This window comes from Herbaspirillum sp. Her3 (assembly GCF_057961275.1).
The window spans coordinates 2087348-2106670 of the sequence record NZ_CM176328.1 but is presented as its reverse complement, the minus strand read 5'-3'; the positions used below and the strand labels follow the sequence as shown (position 1 = coordinate 2106670).

Genomic DNA, 19323 nt, shown 5'->3' with positions numbered 1-19323 from the left:
GTTGTGGCGAGATGACTCGCTGTTATTCGGGTAAGGCCATCCGGATGCCCAGGCCGATGAAGGCACAGCCTGCAAGACGATTCAGATGGACGGAAGCAGACGCACGGCGGCGGAAAACCGCACCGACGGCGCCGGAAAAAAGTGCAATGGCGCTGAAGATGACGAAGGCCTGGGCGATGAAGACCAGGGCCAGCACCAGCATCTGCATCGCTTCATGGCCGGCTTCGCGCTGCACGAACTGCGGCAGGAAGGCGATGAAGAACAGCGTCACCTTGGGATTGAGCATATTGGCCAGCACGCTCTGCCAGTAGATGCGCCGCAGCGGCACGGCGGCAGCGCCCTGCTCGCCGGTGGCCAGCGCGATGCCGGCCGAGGCCGAGCGCAAGGTACGGAAACCGAGATAGGCCAGGTAGGCCGCACCCGCATATTGCAGGGCGTGATAGGCCAGCGCGTAAGCCTTGATGAGGGCGGCAAAGCCCAGCACCGCCAGCAGGGTATGGAAAATCAATCCCGAACAGAAACCGGCGGCAGCCACCAGGCCGGCCTTGCGGCCTTGGGCGATGCCACGGGTGAGCACGTAGATGTTGTCCGGGCCGGGTGCCAGGGTCAGGGTCATGGCGGCCAGCAGGAACAGCAGCAGATCAGGCATGGTCGGCTCCTGGCATCAGCCTTCGATGAGGGTGAAGGCATCGCCGATCTCCGCCCCGAACTTGTCGAGGAACATCAGCTGGCGCACCAGCTTGCCGGCAGCGGCGTAGTCGCCCGCATCCAGCAGGGCTTCGATGCGCGCAATCTCGGCCTTCTTCTCGGCCAGCAGTTCGGTGTTGAGCTTGTCCAGCGCGTTGATGTCCTTGCCGGCCTTGGCATCGTCCAGGGTCTCGCGCCATTCCATCTGCTGCATCAGGAAGGCCGGGGCCATGGCGGTGTTGGATTCGGTCTGCAGGTCCACACCGTGCAGCTCGCACAGGTAACGGGCGCGCTTCAAGGGATTCTTCAGCGTCTGGTAGGCCTCGTTGGCGCGCGTGGCCCATTGCATGGCTACGCGTTTCTCGACATCGCTGGCATGGGCGAACTTGTCCGGATGGGCCTGGCTCTGCACGCGATGGAAAGCCTGCTCCAAGGCCTTCAGGTCGATGGCGAAGCGTTGCGGCAACTGGAACAGGTCGTAGTGGTTTTGCATGGCTGAAAAATAAAAAGCCTGTCGGACTGCAACAGGCTTGGCACATCAGGGACGGCGCGGTGACCGGGCGGCCCCGGATGGAGCGATCACGAGGCTGTCACGGTATCGGCTAAGCACTGGGGCCGCACACCGTACAGCTGGCGCAACGGCATCGACAAGGATTGAGGATGCGGCCGGGAGACAGCTCAGATGCGGAAGCTCTCGCCGCAGCCGCACTCGTCCTTGACGTTGGGGTTCTGGAACTTGAAACCTTCGTTCAATCCTTCGCGGGCAAAGTCCAGCTCGGTGCCGTCGATGTAGGGCAAGCTCTTGGGATCAACGAAGACGCGCACGCCATGCGACTCGAAGACGGTGTCTTCGGACGATTGCTCATCCACATACTCCAGCTTGTAGGCCAGGCCGGAGCAGCCGGTGGTGCGCACACCCAGGCGCAGGCCGATGCCCTTGCCACGGCGCTCCATGTAGCGGCTGATGTGTTTTGCTGCCTTCTCTGTCAACGTGATTGCCATGATGCTTGCCTTACGAAATCGAAAACGGCCGTGCTGCTTGCCCTGACACCGCGCTCAGGCGGCCTTCTGCTGTTCGCCGTGCTTGGCCTTGTAGTCTTGCACTGCAGCCTTGATGGCGTCTTCGGCCAGGATGGAGCAGTGGATCTTCACCGGCGGCAGGGCCAGTTCTTCGGCGATCTGGGTGTTCTTGATGGACAGCGCTTCGTCCAGGGTCTTGCCCTTGACCCACTCGGTCACCAGCGACGACGAGGCGATGGCCGAACCGCAGCCATAGGTCTTGAACTTGGCATCCTGGATGACGCCATCGGCACCGACCTTGATCTGCAGCTTCATCACGTCACCGCAGGCCGGTGCGCCGACCATGCCGGTGCCCACGGTCTCGTCGCCCTTTTCGAAGGCGCCGACGTTGCGGGGATTTTCATAGTGGTCGAGTACTTTTTCCGAATAAGACATGTTCTTGCTCCCTAGATGATGGTTTCGGCCATCGCCCTGCCCTGCTATGGCTGCTGGCGATGGCTGGCAAAGTCCTGGTCAGTGGGCCGCCCACTGGATGGTGGACAGGTCCACGCCGTCCTTGTACATATCCCACAGCGGGGACAGCTCGCGCAGCTTGCCGACCTTGCTCTTGATCAGCTCGATGGTGAAATCGATGTCTTCCTCGGTGGTGAAGCGGCCGATGGTGAAGCGGATCGAGCTGTGTGCCAGTTCGTCGCTGCGGCCCAGGGCGCGCAGCACATAGGACGGCTCCAGGCTGGCCGAGGTGCAAGCCGAACCGGACGAGACGGCGATGTCCTTGATGGCCATGATCAGCGATTCACCTTCCACGTAGTTGAAGCTCACGTTCAGGTTGTGCGGCACGCGGTGATCCATGTCGCCGTTGATGTAGGTTTCTTCGATCTCTTGCAGGCCCTTGGCCAGGCGGTCGCGCAGGGCGCGGATGCGGGACAGTTCGCTGTCCATTTCTTCACGGGCCAGGCGGAAAGCTTCGCCCATGCCGACGATCTGGTGCGTGGCCAGGGTGCCCGAACGCAGGCCGCGCTCGTGGCCACCGCCGTGCATCTGCGCTTCGATGCGCACGCGCGGCTTGCGACGCACGTAGAGGGCACCGATGCCCTTGGGACCGTAGCTCTTGTGGGCCGAGAAGCTCATCAGGTCGACCTTCCAGTTTTCCAGGTCGATCTTGACCTTGCCGGTGGCCTGCGCCGCGTCGCTGTGGAAGATGATGCCCTTGGAGCGGCAGAATTCACCGATCTCCGGCACCGGCTGGATCACGCCAATTTCATTGTTCACCAGCATGACCGAGACCAGGATGGTGTCCGGACGCACGGCGGCCGCGATCTGCTCGACGGTGACCAGGCCATTGTCCTGCGGCTGCAGGTAGGTGGCTTCGAAGCCCACGCGCTCCAGCTCGCGGAAGGTATCCAGCACCGCCTTGTGCTCGGTCTTGACGGTGATGATGTGCTTGCCCTTGGACTTGTAGAACTGTGCCGCGCCCTTGATGGCCAGGTTGTTGCTCTCGGTGGCGCCGGAAGTCCAGATGATCTCGCGCGAATCCGCGTTGACCAGCTTGGCCACTTCTTCACGCGCTTCTTCCACGGCCTTTTCGGCGGTCCAGCCATACATGTGGCTGCGCGAGGCGGGATTGCCGAACTGCTCGCGCAGGTAGGGAATCATCTTGTCGGCCACGCGCGGATCGACCGGGGTGGTCGCCGAGTAGTCCATGTAGATCGGGAAGTGCGGAGCCTTGATGGTCTCCAGCAGGCTTTTTTCCAGGGGTGCGTTCATAAGGTCCTTGCTCCAAATCAGGCTGCGGCTTGCGGGCGGTGCATCACCACCACGCTCTGCGAGTCGGCGGCACGGTGTTCGGCCGCCTTGGGTTCTTTTTGCTGGTCCACCAGGTCCTGGAGCGATACCGAATCCAGGTACTCGACCATCTTTTCGTTCAGGGTGGACCACAGCTCATGTGTCATACAGCGTGCACCGCCGGGATGGGCGGCGCTGTGGCAGTTCTCCTTGCCACCGCACTGGGTTGCATCCAGGGGTTCGTCCACGGCGATGATGATGTCGGCGACCGACACGTCGGCGGCCTTGCGGGCGAGATTGTAACCACCGCCAGGCCCCCTCACGGACTCGACGATCTGGTGACGCCGCAACTTGCCGAACAACTGTTCCAGATATGATAAAGAAATTTCCTGGCGCTCGCTGATGGCCGACAGCGTGACCGGGCCCTTGCCCTGGCGGAGGGCCAGGTCAATCATGGCGGTCACGGCAAAACGGCCTTTGGTGGTAAGACGCATGGAGTTCGCTCCAGAAACAAATGAACCGGCGGGGCCGGTTACCCTGAATTCCCGAATATTTGAGTCAAGTATAGCAAACCCGAGTAATTCTGTCAGGTACCCAGTCCTTTTCCTTCATATGGTCAAAAGCTGGCCGCGATCAAGCCAGCGGCAAATTCTGCAGAAACTTGTCTGACCTCTTGCACAAAGTGCGCTAATCTGCGGTCTACGGCTGGTATTGGCGTCGTGGCTGCTTAGTGATCTGGTAAGATGCCGCGACAATGTTCACCTCGCCTGATACGGACCGACCACCTCTTGCACGAAGGTCCGCCAGCGCCCCCCGAGAAATAAAACGATATGGATGTTAGCGATACCCCCAACCCGCTGCTGCGCCCGCGCCGCAAGCCCCAGAGCCTGTCGCAGGAAGTGGTGGCGGCGCTGACGGCGATGATCAGCAACGGCAGCCTCATCCCCGGCGACAAGCTGCCCACCGAATCCGAGATCATGCAGACCCAGGGTGTCTCGCGCACCGTGGTGCGCGAAGCCATCTCGCGCCTGCAGGCGGCCGGACTGGTGGAGACGCGCCACGGCATCGGCACCTTCGTCCTGGAAGCCAAGAAGGGCGGCAACATAAGCATCGATCCTGCCACCATCACCACCATGCGCGACCTGCTGGCGCTGCTGGAACTGCGCATCAGCCTGGAAACCGAAACCGCCGGCCTGGCCGCCGCCCGCCGCACCGATGCGCAACTGCAGGAAATCCGTGAGGCGCTGGACCTGTTCCGTGCCAACCAGCAGAGCGGCGACACCGTGGGACCGGACTTTCGTTTCCACTTCGCCATCGCCAATGCCACCGGCAACCGCTACTTCATCGAGATTATCAGCCATCTCGGCATGGGCGTGATCCCGCGCAAGCGCATCAATACTGCCGAGCTGGCCCATGACCAGCAGTCCAGCTACCTGGAGCGGGTGCAGCGCGAGCACGAAGACATCTACGAAGCCATCGCCCGCGGCGACGCCGAGGCCGCCCGCGCCGCCATGCGCAATCACCTCACCAACAGCCGCGAGCGCCTGCGCCGCGCCGAGCAGGAAGCCGAATCCAGCGCCGCTGGTAACTCCTGATTGTCTGCCGCAGGGCCGAACCGGAAACGGGTCGGCCCGTTCGGTGCCCGCAGTGCCTGCCGCCCCGCCGACCTCCCCCTCCCCTCTCTACAATTCCACCCAGACCTCACGCAAGCCGTCATAAGAAATCGCTGGCTTTCTGAATTCCTATGTTGTACGATGACTGATATCCTAATCGGATACAAGAAGAACCAGAGACAACATTCAACACACTTGCCTCGTTTTCCAACCCATTCCTAACGGCGTCGAGCGAAACCATGTCCCAGTACACACCCCAAGACCTCAAACAGATCCTTTCTTCCGGCCTGCTGTCGTTCCCGCTGACGGACTTCGACGAGCAAGGCGATTTCCGCCCCAAGACCTACATCGAGCGCCTGGAATGGCTGGCCCCGTATGGCGCCAGCGCCCTGTTCGCGGCCGGTGGTACCGGTGAATTCTTCTCGCTGGTGCCGGGTGAATATTCGGACATCATCCGCACTGCGGTCGACACCTGCCGTGGCAAGGTGCCCATCATCGCCGGTGCCGGCGGTTCCACCCGCGCTGCCATCGCCTATGCCCAGGAAGCCGAACGCCTGGGCGCGCACGGCATCCTGTTGATGCCGCACTACCTGACCGAAGCCAGCCAGGACGGTATCGCCGCCCACGTGGAAGCGGTCTGCAAGTCGGTCAACTTCGGCGTCATCATCTACAACCGCGCCGTCTGCAAGCTCAACGCCGACACCCTGCAAAAGCTGGCCGACCGCTGCCCCAACCTGATCGGTTTCAAGGATGGCATCGGCGAGATCGAACCGATGGTGCATATCCGCCGCAAGCTGGGTGACCGTTTCACCTACCTGGGTGGCCTGCCGACCGCTGAAGTCTATGCGGCCGCCTACAAGGCGCTGGGCGTGCCGGTGTATTCCTCGGCCGTGTTCAACTTCATCCCCAAGACCGCCGTGCAGTTCTACGAAGCGATTGCCAAGGATGACCACGACACCGTGGGCAAGCTGATCGACGAATTCTTCCTGCCCTACCTGGCCATCCGCAACCGCAAGGCCGGTTATGCGGTGTCCATCGTCAAGGCCGGTGCCAAGATCGTCGGCCACGATGCCGGCCCGGTGCGCACGCCGCTGACCGATTGCACTCCGGAAGAGCACGAAGAGCTGGCAGCCCTGATCAAGAAGCTGGGTCCGCAATAAGCCTCCGCCAGGCTTTACCCTCGAAGGGCCACAGGAAACTGTGGCCCTTTTTGCATGATGTGAACCTTAATGCACATCCAGGCCGAAAAAAACCTCCGTGGCCGAAGCGACGGAGGTTTGCATGAAGGAACAGGCCAAAACTCAGAATTCTTCCCAATCCTGTGCATCGTCCTTGATGCGGCTGCCGGGTGCGGGTGGGGTGGCCTTGGCCGGCTGGGCGGGCTTGGCTGGCGGCAGCTTGGGCGCAGGCTTGACGGAAGCCGGTGTCGCGGTGACTGCCGCTACCGGGGCGGCCGGTGCGGGTGCTGGGGTCACCGGCGGCGGCGCCTTCGGTGCCGGACGCGGCTTGGCGGCGTGGCTGGCCACCTGATGGGCATCGATCTTGAAGATGCTGACCGCGCCGACCAGGTTGGTGGCCTGGGCCTGCAAGGACTGGGCGGCGGCAGCGGCCTGCTCCACCAGCGCGGCGTTCTGCTGGGTCACCTCGTCCATCTGGGTGATGGCGCGGTTGACCTGTTCGATGCCGGTGCTCTGCTCGCGGCTGGCTTCGGCGATCTCGCCCACGATGTCGGTGACGCGTTGCACGCTGGTGACCACTTCGCTCATGGTGGCACCGGCCTGCTCGACCAGCTGGCTGCCGGCTTCGACCTTCTCCACCGAGTCATCGATGAGCGACTTGATTTCCTTGGCGGCGGCGGCCGAACGCTGGGCCAGCGAACGCACTTCCGACGCCACCACGGCAAAGCCGCGGCCCTGTTCACCGGCACGCGCAGCTTCCACCGCCGCGTTCAGGGCCAGGATGTTGGTCTGGAAGGCAATGCCATCGATGACGCTGATGATGTCGACGATCTTGCGCGAGGATTCATTGATGGCCTGCATCGTATCCACCACCTGCGACACCACTTCCCCGCCCTTGCTCGCGGTAGAAGAGGCTGAATGCGCCAGCTGGTTGGCCTGCAGCGCATTGTCGGCATTCTGCTTGACGGTGCCGGTCAGCTCTTCCATGGAGGCGGCGGTTTCTTCGAGCGAGCTGGCCTGCTGCTCGGTACGCGAGGACAGGTCCATGTTGCCGGCGGCGATTTCCTTGGCGCTGGTATCGATGCTGTCGGAGCTGCTGCGCACGCGCGAGACCGTGGTCAGCAGCGCCTGCTGCATGCTGCGGATGGCCGAGAACAGGCGGCCGATCTCGTTGTTGCTCTGGACGTCGACCTTGGTGGTCAGGTCGCCATTGGCCACCAGATCCAGCAGATGCACGGCGCGGTTAAGCGGCGTCAAGACGATGTTGCGCAGCAGGAAATGCACCCCGATCACGAGGAACATGGCGCCGATCAGGCCGGTCACGACCAGCCAGACCACCAGGCTGTACTCGCGCTGACGCTCCTGAGTAGTCTTGTCATTGAGTTCCATGGCGCGCTTCTGGTAGGCATCCAGCGCAGTGGAGAAGCGCGCACCGGCCTTGCTGATGAAATTGTTGTTGAGCTGCGAATACCCCGCCGCATCACCGGCCTTGAGGGTGTCCGTGGCTTTCTTCAGGATATCGTTCAAGGCCTTGGCCGACTCAATGAGTTCCGTCTTGGTCGCAGGATCCTGGCCTTCCAGGTCTGGGAGCTTGGCGTAATCATCCAGATACTTCAGGCTACGGTCATACGTCAACTGGGCGCTCTTGAACGCGGTGTCGATGACTGCAACATCGCCTTTCTCCATCAGGGTCGAATAGATACGCGAATGGGCGGCCCGGGTCCGGGTGGTGTCCTTGTAGGCGTCATTGATCAGCAAGGCGCGCTCGGTGATCTCGTGGACGTACTCGGTAGCATGGTTGGCGCGGCCCAGCGCAAAGATGCCCACCGCAGCACCTACCACGATCATCACTGAAAACAGCGCAAGCGCGCTCATCAGGCTGAAGCGAACCGTCAGATTTCGCATTACCTCTCTCCGCTTAATATTTTAATAACAAGGTGAAATCACCACATCGGCACGACGATACAGCAGTGCCACGCATCCCATAACGGACGCAAGCTGACCAAAAACACCCCAATTCCCGGTTAGGGTGGTCAGGAAGCTTTCCTTTTGTCTATTGTGCAACGGCAACATTGCCCTGTGGCTGTCCTGGATCAATCAAGCTTCATATCGGGACGCAAGAAAATGAAAAGGCTTGTCGGAATGACATCCGACAAGCCCGAAAAACAACATACGCAGCATGGCAGCCATGAAGCTGCCTTCACGCCGGCATCAAGGCAGGTCGATGATCTCGACCCAGTTGGGATTACGGCCCAGGGTGTAGCGGAACACCGGGGTCAGTGCGCCGCTGTCGCGGTCGATGGCGTAGCTGGTCAGTCCGGCTTTCTGGCCGACCGCCAGCAGGAAGCGGCCTTGCGGATCGATGTTGAAGCCGCGCGGCTGGGTTTCGGTGGGGATGTTGAGGATGCGGGTCAGCTTGCCGCTGGCCTGGTCCACGCGGTAGCCGGTGAGGGTGTTGGAGGTGCGTTCGGTGGCGTAGAGGAAGCGGCCATCCGGGGTCAGGTGCAGGTCCGCTGCGGCCAGCTGCTCGCTGCTCTTGAAGCCTTCCGGCAGGGCCGAGTCGCTGGCCTGCAGGGCCAGCGTGCCGGTGTGGCGGTCGTAGGCATAGGTATTGACGGTGGCATCGAGCTCATTGATCGCATAGACGAAGCGCTGGTCGGGCGAGAACACGAAGTGACGCGGACCCGCGCCGGCCTTGGTGGCCACCGACGGCGGCGTGTTGGGCATGACGGCGCCGGATGCGGGATCGAAGCGGTACTGCAGGATCACGTCGCTGCCCAGGTTGGAGGCAAAGACAAAGGCATTGGCCGGATCGACCTGCACCGAGTGCGCATTCTTGCCGGTCGGGATCACCGCCAGCGGCGGCACCTGCACGGTGCCGTCGCTGCCGATGGCATTGACCGAAATCTTGTTGCCGAAATAGGACGCCGCCAACAGGTAGCGCCCGGTGCGGTCGGTGGCAATGTTGGCCATGTTGTCGGCCAGCGGCACCTTGGAAAGGACCTTGAGCTTGCCGCTCTTCGGATCGATGGCATAGCTGACCACCGAATACGGCTCGCCGCGCAGGGAGGCATACAGGAACTTGCGATCCGGGCTCAGCGCCAGCGGCATCACGGTGCTGCCGGTATCGACCTGCTCGATCAGGTGGACGCTGCCGTCGCCATTGAGCTGGAGCACGTAGATGTCCTGGCTGTCGGCGTTGGAGACGTAGGCGACAGTGGTGGCGCCAGCCTCGCGGGTGGCCGGCTTGAGGGGAGAAATGGCGTTCAAGGTAATGAGGACGATGAAGAGAATGAAAGGCCGAACCAGCCGAAAAGCAAAAAAGGACCCGCAAGCGGGCCCTCAAGGAGGATCAGGTCACCGGCGCCGGGTTGAACAGGGTCAGTGCATTGTGCAGCTTCCATTGTTCGGCCCAGGTGCGCTTCTTGCCGCTGGCCACGTCCAGCATCAGCTGGAACAGCTCCCAGCCGACCTGTTCGATGGTGGCTTCGCCGCTGGCGATGCGGCCGGCGTTGACGTCCATCAGGTCATGCCAGCGCCGTGCCAGGTCGTTGCGGGTGGCGACCTTGATGACCGGCACCGCAGCCAGGCCATAGGGCGTACCCCGCCCGGTAGTGAAGATATGAAGATTCATGCCGGCCGCCAGCTGCAAGGTGCCGCAGATGAAGTCCGAGGCCGGGGTAGCCGCGTAGATCAGGCCCTTCTGCTGAAGTTTGTCGCCCGGCGAGAGCACGCCCGAAATCGGGCTGGAACCGGACTTGACGATGGAGCCCATGGCCTTCTCGACGATGTTGGCCAGGCCGCCCTTCTTGTTGCCGGGGGTGGTGTTGGCGCTGCGGTCCACGCCGCCCTGCTTCAGGTAATTGTCGTACCAGTCCATCTCGCGGATCATGGCCTGCGCCACTTCCTCGTTGACGGCGCGCGAGGTCAGCTGGTCGATGCCATCGCGCACTTCGGTCACTTCCGAGAACATCACCGAGGCGCCGGCACGCACCAGCAGGTCGGTGGCATAGCCCACGGCCGGATTGGCGGTCACGCCGGAGAAGGCATCGCTGCCGCCACACTGCACGCCCACCACCAGGTCGGACGCCGGGCAGGTTTCGCGGCGGCGCTTGTTCAGTTCGGTCAGGCGCGCTTCGGCCATCTTCATGATGGAATCGATCATGGAGTTGAAACCGACGTGTTCCGCATCCTGCAGGCAGACCACGTAGGGCTCGCCCTCCTTGTGGATGGGGATCATGTTTTCCGGCAGCAGGCGATTGGGCTGCAGCTTTTCGCAACCCAGGCTGACCACCATGGCCTGGCCGCCGAAGTTGGGGTTCAGGCTGATGTTGCGCAGCGTGCGGATGGGGATGCCGGCATTGGGCGCATCGATGGCCACGCCGCAACCGTAGGTGTGCTCCAGCGCCACCACGTCTTCGACGTTGGGATACCTGGGCAGCAGCTCGGCGCGGATGCGCTTGACGGCATGCTCGACCACGCCCGCCACGCATTGCACGGTGGTGGTGATGGCCAGCAGGTTGCGCGTGCCCACCGAGCCATCGGCGTTGCGATAACCCTCGAAGGTATAGCCTTCCAGCGGCGGCTGCGGTGCCGGCTTCTTGGTGGCGATCGGCAGGTTGTCCAGTTCGCGCGCTGGCGGCATCTGCACCAGCGATTCCTCGATCCAGCTGCCCTTGGGAATGTCGCGCACGGCATAGCCGATGGCCACGTCGTAGCGCACGATGGCCTCGCCCTGCTTGAGATCGCGCAAGGCGATCTTGTGGCCCTGGGGAACGCGGTCGACCAGGGTCAGACCGTCGGGGAAGACGGTGCCGGCCGGCAGGCCGCCGTCATTGACGACGATGGCGACATTATCCGTGTCGTTCATCATGATGTAGCGCGGAGTGAATGCCTGGCTGGCGGCGGTATCGGTGCTCATGCTAAGTCCCATACGACAAAATGCTGCAATTCCAATGAAATGGCGGCCACTGCACAGGCGGCCGCCGACAAAACGGATCAGGCGTCCTTGAGTTCGACGCGCTTGATTTCCTTGACGATGACAAGATAGCTGATCACGGTCACCAGCGCATTGATGCCCACGAACACCAGGGCACCGGCGAAGGAACCGGTTTCCTTGACGATGTAGCCGATCACGATGGGCGTGGTGATGCCGGCCACATTGCCGAACATGTTGAACAGACCGCCCGACAGGCCCACGATCTGCTTGGGTGCGGTATCGGCCACCACGGCCCAGCCCAGCGCGCCCACGCCCTTGCCGAAGAAGGCCAGGGCCATGATGCCCACTACCATCCACTGCGCCTCGACGTAATTGCACAGGATCATGGTCATCGACAGCAGCATGCCGCCGACGATGGGAATCTTGCGCGCCCAGGTGACCGACAGTCCGCTCTTGATCAGGCGGTCCGAGATCAGGCCGCCGACGACGCCACCAATGAAGCCGCACACTGCCGGAATCGAGGCCACGAAGCCGGCCTTGAGGATGGACATGCCGCGCTCCTGCACCAGGTACACGGGGAACCAGGTCAGGAAGAAATAGGTAATCACGTTGATGCAGTACTGGCCAATGTAGACGCCCAGCAGCATGCGATTGGACAACAGCTGGCGGATGTAACCCTTACCCTTGGTGGAGGGGGCGGCGACCTTCTTGTTGTCCATGTCGACCAGGCCGCCACCGGATTCGATATGCTGCAGTTCGGCCTGGTTGATGCGCGGATGGTCCTTGGGGCTGTAGATGATCTTGCCCCAGACCATGGCCAGCAGGATCCCGACCACGCCCATGACGGTAAACACGTGATGCCAGCTGTAGGTGTGCACGATCCAGGCCATCAGCGGCGTGAAGATCACGGCGGCGAAATATTGCGCCGAGTTGAAGATGGCCGAGGCGGTGCCGCGTTCCTTGGTCGGGAACCAGGCCGCGACGATACGGCCGTTGGCCGGGAAGGATGGCGCTTCGGCCAGGCCCACCATGAAACGCAGCAGGAACAGCGCAATCACGGCCGCGCCGGTGCTCATCCAGGTCACTCCCGCTTGCAGGAAAGTGAAGAAGGACCACAGGGCGATGCTCCACATGTAGATCTTCTTGGAGCCGAAGCGGTCCAGCAGCCAGCCGCCCGGCAACTGCGCCAGCACGTAGGCCCAGCTGAAGGCCGAGAAGATGTAGCCCATGGTCACCGGATCGAGCGACAGCTCGGTCTTCATGGCCGAGCCGGCGATGGACAGGGTGGCGCGGTCAGCGTAGTTGACGGTGGTGACGACGAACAGCAGGAACAGGATCAGGTAGCGGAGTTGGGTCGGCTTGACCGCCCCTGCTCCGCTGGGGGTATTGCTTTGCGCCAATTGGATTCTCCAGGTCTCTCGTCATCCGCGCCACCTGCCGGGTCCGGGAACGCTGTCCGCAGGAAAGCGGACAAGGCAGCATCGGGCCGGCGGGACTGTCTCTTGACGTATTGTTGTGATTTGAAGTGAATTGTTATAAGACGTCATACAACGTCACTCGGAGTATAGCAGGACCCGAAGCGGACGCAAGCGCTGAATGTGCCCGTTGCATTGCTGCCCTGGCGGCATATCGGGAGGGCGTGCCGCCAGCCTGCCCGGAGGGATGAGTTGTACGACATGTCCATCGGACGCACTGACGAAGCGCCGCGCCACAGGTATGATGCGCGCAGTCTTCATTTCGCCGGATCTTCCATGAAATTCTCTTCCAGCCTGCCGGCCGCCCCGCGCGGCAACTCCACCTGGCTCAAGCCGCTGCTGTTCGTGCTGGTGGCCGCCATTGGCCTGTATTACGTCAAGTGGTCGCCCTATTACCTGAAATCCTTCGTCGCCGCCGACAAGCACAGCATCGGCGCTTCCATCCTGGCCAATGCGCCCGCTGCCCCGTGGTCGGCAGCACTGGAGTATGCCACCGTCTACTTCCTGGCCATCTGGAAAGCGGCCGTGCTGGGCGTGCTGCTGGGTTCGCTGGTGCAGGTGCTGGTGCCGCGCGACTGGCTGCTGCGCCTGTTCGGCCGCGCCGGGCTGGGCTCGACCATCCGCGGCGGCCTGTTCGCCCTGCCGGGCATGATGTGCAGCTGCTGCGCCGCTCCGGTAGTGGCCGGCATGCGCCGCCAGCAGGTGTCAGTCGGCGCCGCACTGGCGTTCTGGATCGCCAACCCGGTGCTGAACCCGGCCACGCTGGTGTTCATGGGTTTCGTGCTGGGCTGGCATTTCGCTGCACTGCGCCTGGTGGCAGGCGTGCTGCTGGTGGTGGGCGTGTCGCTGATCGCCCAGCGCGTGGCACAGAATGAAACCCTGCCCCAGGCGGCGCTGGATGCCGTGGCCGCCGCCGAGTACGAACCGCTGGACGACGGCCGTCATTTCCTGGTGCGCTGGGGCAGCAAGCTGTGGCAATTGTTCTGGACCACGATGCCGGTCTACATCGTCGTGGTGTTGGCTCTCGGTGCGGCGCGGGTGTGGCTGTTCCCGCAGGTGGACGCGAGCATGGGCAACAGCCTGCTGTGGATCGTGGCACTGGCAGTAGTGGGCACGCTCTTCGTGATCCCCACGGCCGCCGAAATCCCCATCGTGCAATCGATGCTGTCGCTGGGCATGGGCGTGGGGCCGGCAGTGGCCTTGCTGATGACGCTGCCCAGCATCAGCCTGCCTTCGCTGCTGATGCTGCGCAAATCCTTCACGCCCAAGGTACTGACGACCGTCGCGCTGCTGACCATCCTGATCGGCGCGGTCACCGGAATGGTGGCCGTGGTGCTGCTGTAATTTCGTTCAGGGACGATACTGCCGCAGGAAAGCGACCACCTCGGCCTGCTGGCCGGCAAAGAGCAGACGGGATTGCCTGGATTCCCGCTGGAAGGCGTAGATGGGATCGTAGTATTCCGCCAGCAAGGCATCGATCCAGGCGCGGTGCAGGTCGACCACGCCATCCTGCTCCTGGCGCGCCAGCGCGGATTCCATCAGCTGCAGCAGACGCCGGTAGCGCTGGTCGCCCAGGCGCTTGACCAGCTTGCCGAGTGCCGCCAACAGATGGGCGCGATAGCGCTCAAAGCCGTGGCGCGGGCCCAGCGCCACATATTCCTCGCACAGGCCGCTGACGTAATCGCGCAGGATGCGCTCCACCCGCCCTTCCCGGCTGTCCTCCAGCCACACCATGGGCAGGCTCTGCATGCGCTGGTGCAGGGCCAGCGGCAAGGCGCAGGCACCGATCAGGCGGCTTTCATCTTCCAGCGCAAACCAGTGATGACCCTGCGCCTGCAGCTTGATGAGAGCAATCGCCAGGCGATGCTCGAAATCGATGGGAGATGGTTGCGGACTGGCGCGCTTGCCGAAGCTGGAACCACGATGATTGGCATAGGCCTCCAGGTCCAGCGCATTATCCAGCTGCAGCAGCACGTCGGTCTTGCCGCAGCCGGTCATGCCGCCGACCACCACGAAGGCGCACTCGGCCAGGGCCTGGTCGATGGCTTCCATCAGGAAGTGGCGCAGCGCCTTGTAGCCGCCGGCCACGCGCGGATAGGCGATGCCGGCCTCGCTCTTCAACCACTGCTGCGTGATCTGCGAGCGCAGGCCGCCGCGGAAACAATACAGGCAGCCTTCCGGATGCACCCGCGCGAACTCGGCCCAGGCCGCAATCCGCTCTGCCTTCACCGCTCCGCTGACCAGTTGATGGCCCAGTTCGATGGCGGACTGCTGGCCCTGCTCCTTGTAGCGCAGACCGACCTGATGACGTTCGCTGTCATTCATCAGCGGCAGGTTCACCGCCGTCGGAAACGCCCCCTTGCCGAACTCCACCGGCGCCCGTGCATCCAGCATGGGCGTATCGGCGAGGAACAGCGCACGGCTGGGCTGCAGATCGGCCATCAAAGCACCTCGACCGCGTAACGCTGTCGTTCCACCAGTTCGCCGATGGGCGCCAGTTCCAGCCCCAGCGCGGCGGCGGTGGCGAGGAATTCCGGATTGGCGTCAGGCCGCACCGCCACCAGCAGGCCGCCGCTGGTCTGCGGATCGCACAGCAGGTGTTTCTGGCTTTCGCTCAAGGGGCTGATCTTGCTGCCATAGCTCTCGAAGTTACGGCCGGTGCCGCCCGGCACGCAGCCTTCGGCCAGGTAATACGGCACGCCCGGCAGGCTCGGCACCAGCGCATGCTGGATGCGTGCGCTCACGCCGCTGCCTTCGCACATCTCCACCAGGTGGCCCAGCAGGCCGAAACCGGTCACGTCGGTCATCGCGCTCACGCCGGCCAGCTTGCCGAAGCGGCTTCCGGACTGGTTGAGCTGGCACATCCAGTCGCGCGCCGTGCCAACGTCTTCGGGACGCAATTTCCCCTTCTTCTCGGCCGTGGTGAGGATGCCGATGCCCAGCGGCTTGGTGAGATACAGCAGGCATCCGGCGCTGGCGGTGTCGTTGCGCTTCATGTGGCGCTTCTCGACCACGCCGGTCACGGCCAGGCCGAAGATGGGTTCCGGTGCATCGATGGAATGCCCCCCGGCCAGCGGGATGCCGGCCGCATCGCAGGCTGCGCGGCCGCCGCGCACCACCTCGCGCGCCACTTCGGGCGGCAGCACGTTGACCGGCCAGCCGAGGATGGCGATGGCCATCAGCGGATCGCCGCCCATGGCGTAGATGTCGCTGATGGCGTTGGTGGCGGCAATGCGGCCGAAATCGAAGGGATCATCGACGATGGGCATGAAGAAATCAGTGGTGGAGACCACGCCGCGTTCTTCATCGATGGCATAGACGGCAGCATCATCGCGCGACGCATTGCCGACCCAGAGTTTGGGATCAAGATGCTGGGCACCGCTGCCGGCCAGGATGACTTCGAGCACCTGCGGCGAAATCTTGCAGCCGCAACCGGCGCCATGGCTGTATTGGGTCAGACGAATGGGGTCGCTCATGGGAAAGTCCTGGCTGATCGGGGGATGCCGATTCTAGCAGCGATTGCGGCCACAGGATGAGCCCAGGTCACTCCGAGGACAGCTGGGCAATCACGACAGGCGTTCCAGCACCTCAGCACAGCGAATCACTTGCAGGCCGAGATCTTCGGTCACCTCGTCACTGCCTTCGTATTCAAAACCATTGCGAACATCATGCGCCCGCGCGAGCAAGCGCCACACGTCGGGACCGACCTCCAGCGTGTGAGGCAGGCACTGGAACACCACATAGCGGCTGGCGGGCCGGAAACCATGACGCCGCAAAGCCGCCAGCGAGAACGCATACGCCGCGCTGTAGCCGAGAAGGAAGCGGCCGGATAACGAAAGACCCGGTGCCGAGGCATCTTTGAGCCGATCCCTGCCACTTTGGAGATGGGTATCGATTTCAGTCGCCGAAGGAGGCTCCGGCTTCAGTTGCCCCAACCTGAGAAGATTTTCAAGCTCATTGCGCCCCATCCTGTGCTCCGATCAATTCAATTTTCGGACCAGCCATCACGGAAACCAGAAAATGATTCCGCGCCGCGATCTTTTTCCGGAATTCAGCGGGGCGATAGACCGTGAGGGAAATCTTCCTGCCCAGTCTTGCCTCCAGCGCCACCAGCTCGGGGTAAAGATCGGCACTGCCGAGGTCATCCGCCAGCACCAGCAAATCGATGTCACTGGCCGCCGTATCCAGACCCTTGGCAACCGATCCATACAGGAAGGCGCGCTCGATGCGTTCCGAAAAAGGCAGCAGCATAGCCTTGATGGTATCGGCGACGCCAAAGGTCTTGCGAATAATGGCGCTCAGTTCCGAAAAAATTGGAGAGTCCGGATTGGGCTTGTAGAGCAAGACGCGCCCCACCTCTTCCCGCAGCAACAGGCCGGCCTCGGTCAACCTGCCGAGCTCGCGCTGAGCCGATGCCGAGCTGATGCCGGTGCTGTTCATCAGCGCGCGCAGATGCATGCCCTCCGGCCGCAGGAACAGCTGGCCGAGAATGGCTTGGATGGATTTGGAGAAAAGGGCGTCACTGAGGGTGCTCATGCGCTCAATTCTAGCTCAATTGCGCTAAATTTGAGCACAAGCAAGCAGAGATGATGCTTGGCGGAGGCCAAAAACAAAAAAGCCCCGCAAGAAACTTGCGAGGCTTTCGTATTCTGGCTCCCCGACCTGGACTCGAACCAGGGACCTGCGGATTAACAGTCCGTCGCTCTACCGACTGAGCTATCAGGGATCAATTGAGGGCGCGATTATGAACGATTTTTTTCAGATTTACCAGAGAGGAAAACGAAAATTTTTTACATCGTTCTGCATCGTGGCGGCATAGCCCTGCCGCCCTTGCGCGAGACCTGAAACAACCAGCCTCACACTAATTGAAAAGGCCCCGCAATCACTTGCGAGGCCTTCGCATTCTTTGGCTCCCCGACCTGGACTCGAACCAGGGACCTGCGGATTAACAGTCCGTCGCTCTACCGACTGAGCTATCAGGGAACAGCTGAGAAAAAGATTATGACGTGATTTTTATTTCATGTCAAAACTTTTTTCAGGGAAAGGGACTTCTCTCATAGGAGAAAGTCCCTCCCGCAGCCCTTACAGCACCTTGGCAATGGCGGCGACCACCACGTCGATGTTCTTGGTATTGAGCGCAGCCACGCAGATGCGGCCGGTGTCGACGGCGTAGATCGAGAACTCGTTGCGCAGGCGTTCCACCTGGGCCTTGGTCAGGCCGGAGTAGGAGAACATGCCGCGCTGCTTGATGACGAAATCGAAGTCATGGCCGGGCGCCTTTTCCTTCAGCTTGGCCACCAGCAGTTGACGCATTTCGCGGATGCGTACGCGCATCTCGGCCAGTTCGTCTTCCCACAACTTGCGCAGTTCGGGCGACGCCAGGGCAGTGGCGACCACCTGGCCACCATGGATCGGCGGGTTGGAGTAGTTGGTGCGGACCACGCGCTTCAATTGCGACAGCACGCGGGCAGCTTCTTCAGCGCTGGCGGCAGCGATGGACAGTGCGCCCACGCGTTCGCCATACAGCGAGAAGGACTTGGAGAAGGAGTTCGACACGAACAGCGGGCCACCGGCTTCGGCGAAGCGGCGCACCACCTGGCCGTCTTCGGCGATGCCGTCGCCAAAGCCCTGGTAAGCCATATCCAGGAAGGGCACCAGGCCGCGCGAGGTGACTACTTCGATGACCTGGGTCCACTGGTCGTCGGTCAAGTCGGCACCGGTCGGGTTGTGGCAGCAGGCGTGCAGCAGCACGACCGAGCCGGTCTTCATGGACTTGAGCGCCTCCAGCATGCCGGCGAAGTTCACGCCACGGGTGGCCGGATCATAGTAGGGATAGGCGTTGACCTTGAAACCGGCCATTTCGAACAGGGCGCGGTGGTTTTCCCAGCTCGGGTCGCTGATCCAGACTTCGGTGCCGGCCGGCGAGAAATGCTTCAGGAAGTCGGCACCCAGCTTGAGCGCACCGGTGCCGCCCAGGGCTTGCACGGTGATGGCACGCTTTTCGGTCACCACGGCGCTGCCGGCGCCGAACACCAGTTCCTGCACGGCGCGGTCATAGGTGGCCAGGCCATCGATGGGCAGGTAGGTGCGCGGGGCCAGCTTGGCCGCCAGTTCCGCCTCGGCTTTCTTCACGCATTCCAGCAGGGGGACCTTGCCGTTGTCGTCGTAGTACACGCCCACGCCCAGGTTGGTCTTGGCCGGGTTCTGGTCGGCGTTGTAGGCTTCGGTCACGCCCAGGATGGGGTCGCGCGGCGCCATTTCGATGGCGGAAAACAGGGAGGCGGAGACAGGTGCGTTCATCGTGATAACATGAAAAGTTAGCTGCAACAAAGCGCTGCAGAAGGAAATGGATGCACATGGAGAGAATCGGGTGTGCACCTTTTTGCAACACTGCATTCTAACAAATGTGGATGGCCAATCACAGACACAGACAGGCCCAATTGCCTGCTGAATCTGCATGGAGCCATGTCCAATCGACATAACCCGCCCCCCGGCCGAGCCGCCCTCCCCCGTGGATGAGCTGGCTGCTGACGCTGCTTTGCGTCCGGTTTTACAGGGCACGGGCTCGTCGATTGCGTCTTGAACTTACATATCCTGGCAGCATTTGATGAATATTCACGCCACCA

Annotated in this window: 18 protein-coding genes and 2 tRNA genes; 3 read left to right on the top strand and 17 right to left on the bottom strand. The window is 62.4% G+C overall.

The annotated features are described in order from the left end of the window. Positions 1–22: 22 nt before the first annotated feature. The 6 genes from ACVC5H_RS09685 to iscR form a co-directional block, all read right to left on the bottom strand. Complete coding sequence (locus ACVC5H_RS09685; RefSeq protein ID WP_489622109.1) at positions 23–649, bottom strand: LysE family translocator; 627 nt, start codon at positions 647–649, stop codon at positions 23–25. A gap of 15 nt (positions 650–664) precedes the next feature. Beyond that, a complete protein-coding gene (gene hscB, locus ACVC5H_RS09680) occupies positions 665–1180 on the bottom strand; it encodes a Fe-S protein assembly co-chaperone HscB (protein ID WP_489622108.1) in 516 nt (171 codons plus the stop codon). 185 nt (positions 1181–1365) lie between these two features. Next, positions 1366–1689 carry an iron-sulfur cluster assembly protein IscA gene (iscA, locus tag ACVC5H_RS09675; protein ID WP_006712826.1) on the bottom strand — a complete coding sequence of 108 codons (324 nt, stop codon included), beginning with the start codon at positions 1687–1689 and terminating at the stop codon, positions 1366–1368. Between the two features lie 54 nt (positions 1690–1743). Beyond that, positions 1744–2142 carry a Fe-S cluster assembly scaffold IscU gene (iscU, locus tag ACVC5H_RS09670; protein WP_338715727.1) on the bottom strand — a complete coding sequence of 133 codons (399 nt, stop codon included), beginning with the start codon at positions 2140–2142 and terminating at the stop codon, positions 1744–1746. A 78-nt stretch (positions 2143–2220) separates the two neighbouring features. Next, on the bottom strand, positions 2221–3474 hold the full coding sequence (locus ACVC5H_RS09665) for an IscS subfamily cysteine desulfurase (protein ID WP_034331343.1): 1254 nt from the start codon (positions 3472–3474) through the stop codon (positions 2221–2223). A 17-nt stretch (positions 3475–3491) separates the two neighbouring features. Next, positions 3492–3986, bottom strand: a complete 495-nt coding sequence (gene iscR, locus ACVC5H_RS09660; protein WP_034331344.1) for a Fe-S cluster assembly transcriptional regulator IscR — start codon at positions 3984–3986, stop codon at positions 3492–3494. Between the two features lie 336 nt (positions 3987–4322). On the opposite strand from iscR, the gene ACVC5H_RS09655 reads away from it, so the two are divergent. Both ACVC5H_RS09655 and kdgD read left to right on the top strand, forming a co-directional pair. Further along, complete coding sequence (locus tag ACVC5H_RS09655) at positions 4323–5087, top strand: FadR/GntR family transcriptional regulator (protein WP_489622107.1); 765 nt, start codon at positions 4323–4325, stop codon at positions 5085–5087. Between the two features lie 257 nt (positions 5088–5344). Next, positions 5345–6265, top strand: a complete 921-nt coding sequence (kdgD, locus tag ACVC5H_RS09650; protein ID WP_489622106.1) for a 5-dehydro-4-deoxyglucarate dehydratase — start codon at positions 5345–5347, stop codon at positions 6263–6265. 141 nt (positions 6266–6406) lie between these two features. Here the strand turns inward: kdgD and ACVC5H_RS09645 are convergent, their stop codons facing one another. The 4 genes from ACVC5H_RS09645 to ACVC5H_RS09630 all read right to left on the bottom strand — a co-directional run bounded on the left by ACVC5H_RS09645 (position 6407) and on the right by ACVC5H_RS09630 (position 12622). Further along, a complete protein-coding gene (locus ACVC5H_RS09645; RefSeq protein ID WP_489622105.1) occupies positions 6407–8188 on the bottom strand; it encodes a methyl-accepting chemotaxis protein in 1782 nt (593 codons plus the stop codon). A 306-nt stretch (positions 8189–8494) separates the two neighbouring features. After that, entirely contained in the window at positions 8495–9553 is a 1059-nt protein-coding gene (locus ACVC5H_RS09640; protein WP_489622104.1) for a lactonase family protein, read from the bottom strand. Between the two features lie 82 nt (positions 9554–9635). After that, entirely contained in the window at positions 9636–11204 is a 1569-nt protein-coding gene (gene garD, locus ACVC5H_RS09635; protein ID WP_489622103.1) for a galactarate dehydratase, read from the bottom strand. A gap of 77 nt (positions 11205–11281) precedes the next feature. Further along, on the bottom strand, positions 11282–12622 hold the full coding sequence (locus ACVC5H_RS09630; RefSeq protein WP_489622102.1) for an MFS transporter: 1341 nt from the start codon (positions 12620–12622) through the stop codon (positions 11282–11284). 351 nt (positions 12623–12973) lie between these two features. Here ACVC5H_RS09630 and ACVC5H_RS09625 point away from each other — a divergent pair, with 351 nt between their 5' ends. Continuing rightward, positions 12974–14041 carry a permease gene (locus ACVC5H_RS09625; protein ID WP_489622101.1) on the top strand — a complete coding sequence of 356 codons (1068 nt, stop codon included), beginning with the start codon at positions 12974–12976 and terminating at the stop codon, positions 14039–14041. A 6-nt stretch (positions 14042–14047) separates the two neighbouring features. Here ACVC5H_RS09625 and mnmH read toward each other — a convergent pair whose 3' ends face one another. The 7 genes from mnmH to ACVC5H_RS09590 form a co-directional block, all read right to left on the bottom strand. Then, on the bottom strand, positions 14048–15139 hold the full coding sequence (gene mnmH / locus ACVC5H_RS09620; protein ID WP_489622100.1) for a tRNA 2-selenouridine(34) synthase MnmH: 1092 nt from the start codon (positions 15137–15139) through the stop codon (positions 14048–14050). Then, positions 15139–16173 (bottom strand): selenide, water dikinase SelD, encoded by a 1035-nt coding sequence (gene selD / locus ACVC5H_RS09615; RefSeq protein ID WP_489622099.1) that lies wholly within the window; start codon positions 16171–16173, stop codon positions 15139–15141. The genes mnmH and selD overlap by 1 nt, the downstream gene beginning before the upstream one ends. A 90-nt stretch (positions 16174–16263) precedes the next feature. Continuing rightward, complete coding sequence (locus ACVC5H_RS09610; RefSeq protein WP_489622098.1) at positions 16264–16665, bottom strand: hypothetical protein; 402 nt, start codon at positions 16663–16665, stop codon at positions 16264–16266. Continuing rightward, a complete protein-coding gene (locus tag ACVC5H_RS09605; protein WP_489622097.1) occupies positions 16652–17233 on the bottom strand; it encodes a nucleotidyltransferase domain-containing protein in 582 nt (193 codons plus the stop codon). Before ACVC5H_RS09605 ends, ACVC5H_RS09610 begins: the two co-directional genes overlap by 14 nt. A gap of 114 nt (positions 17234–17347) precedes the next feature. Next, a tRNA-Asn gene (locus ACVC5H_RS09600) sits at positions 17348–17423 on the bottom strand. A 181-nt stretch (positions 17424–17604) separates the two neighbouring features. Next, positions 17605–17680 (bottom strand) — tRNA-Asn (locus ACVC5H_RS09595). 99 nt (positions 17681–17779) lie between these two features. Then, positions 17780–18997, bottom strand: coding sequence for an amino acid aminotransferase (locus tag ACVC5H_RS09590; RefSeq protein WP_489622096.1), 1218 nt, complete (start codon positions 18995–18997; stop codon positions 17780–17782). Between the last annotated feature and the right edge of the window lie 326 nt (positions 18998–19323).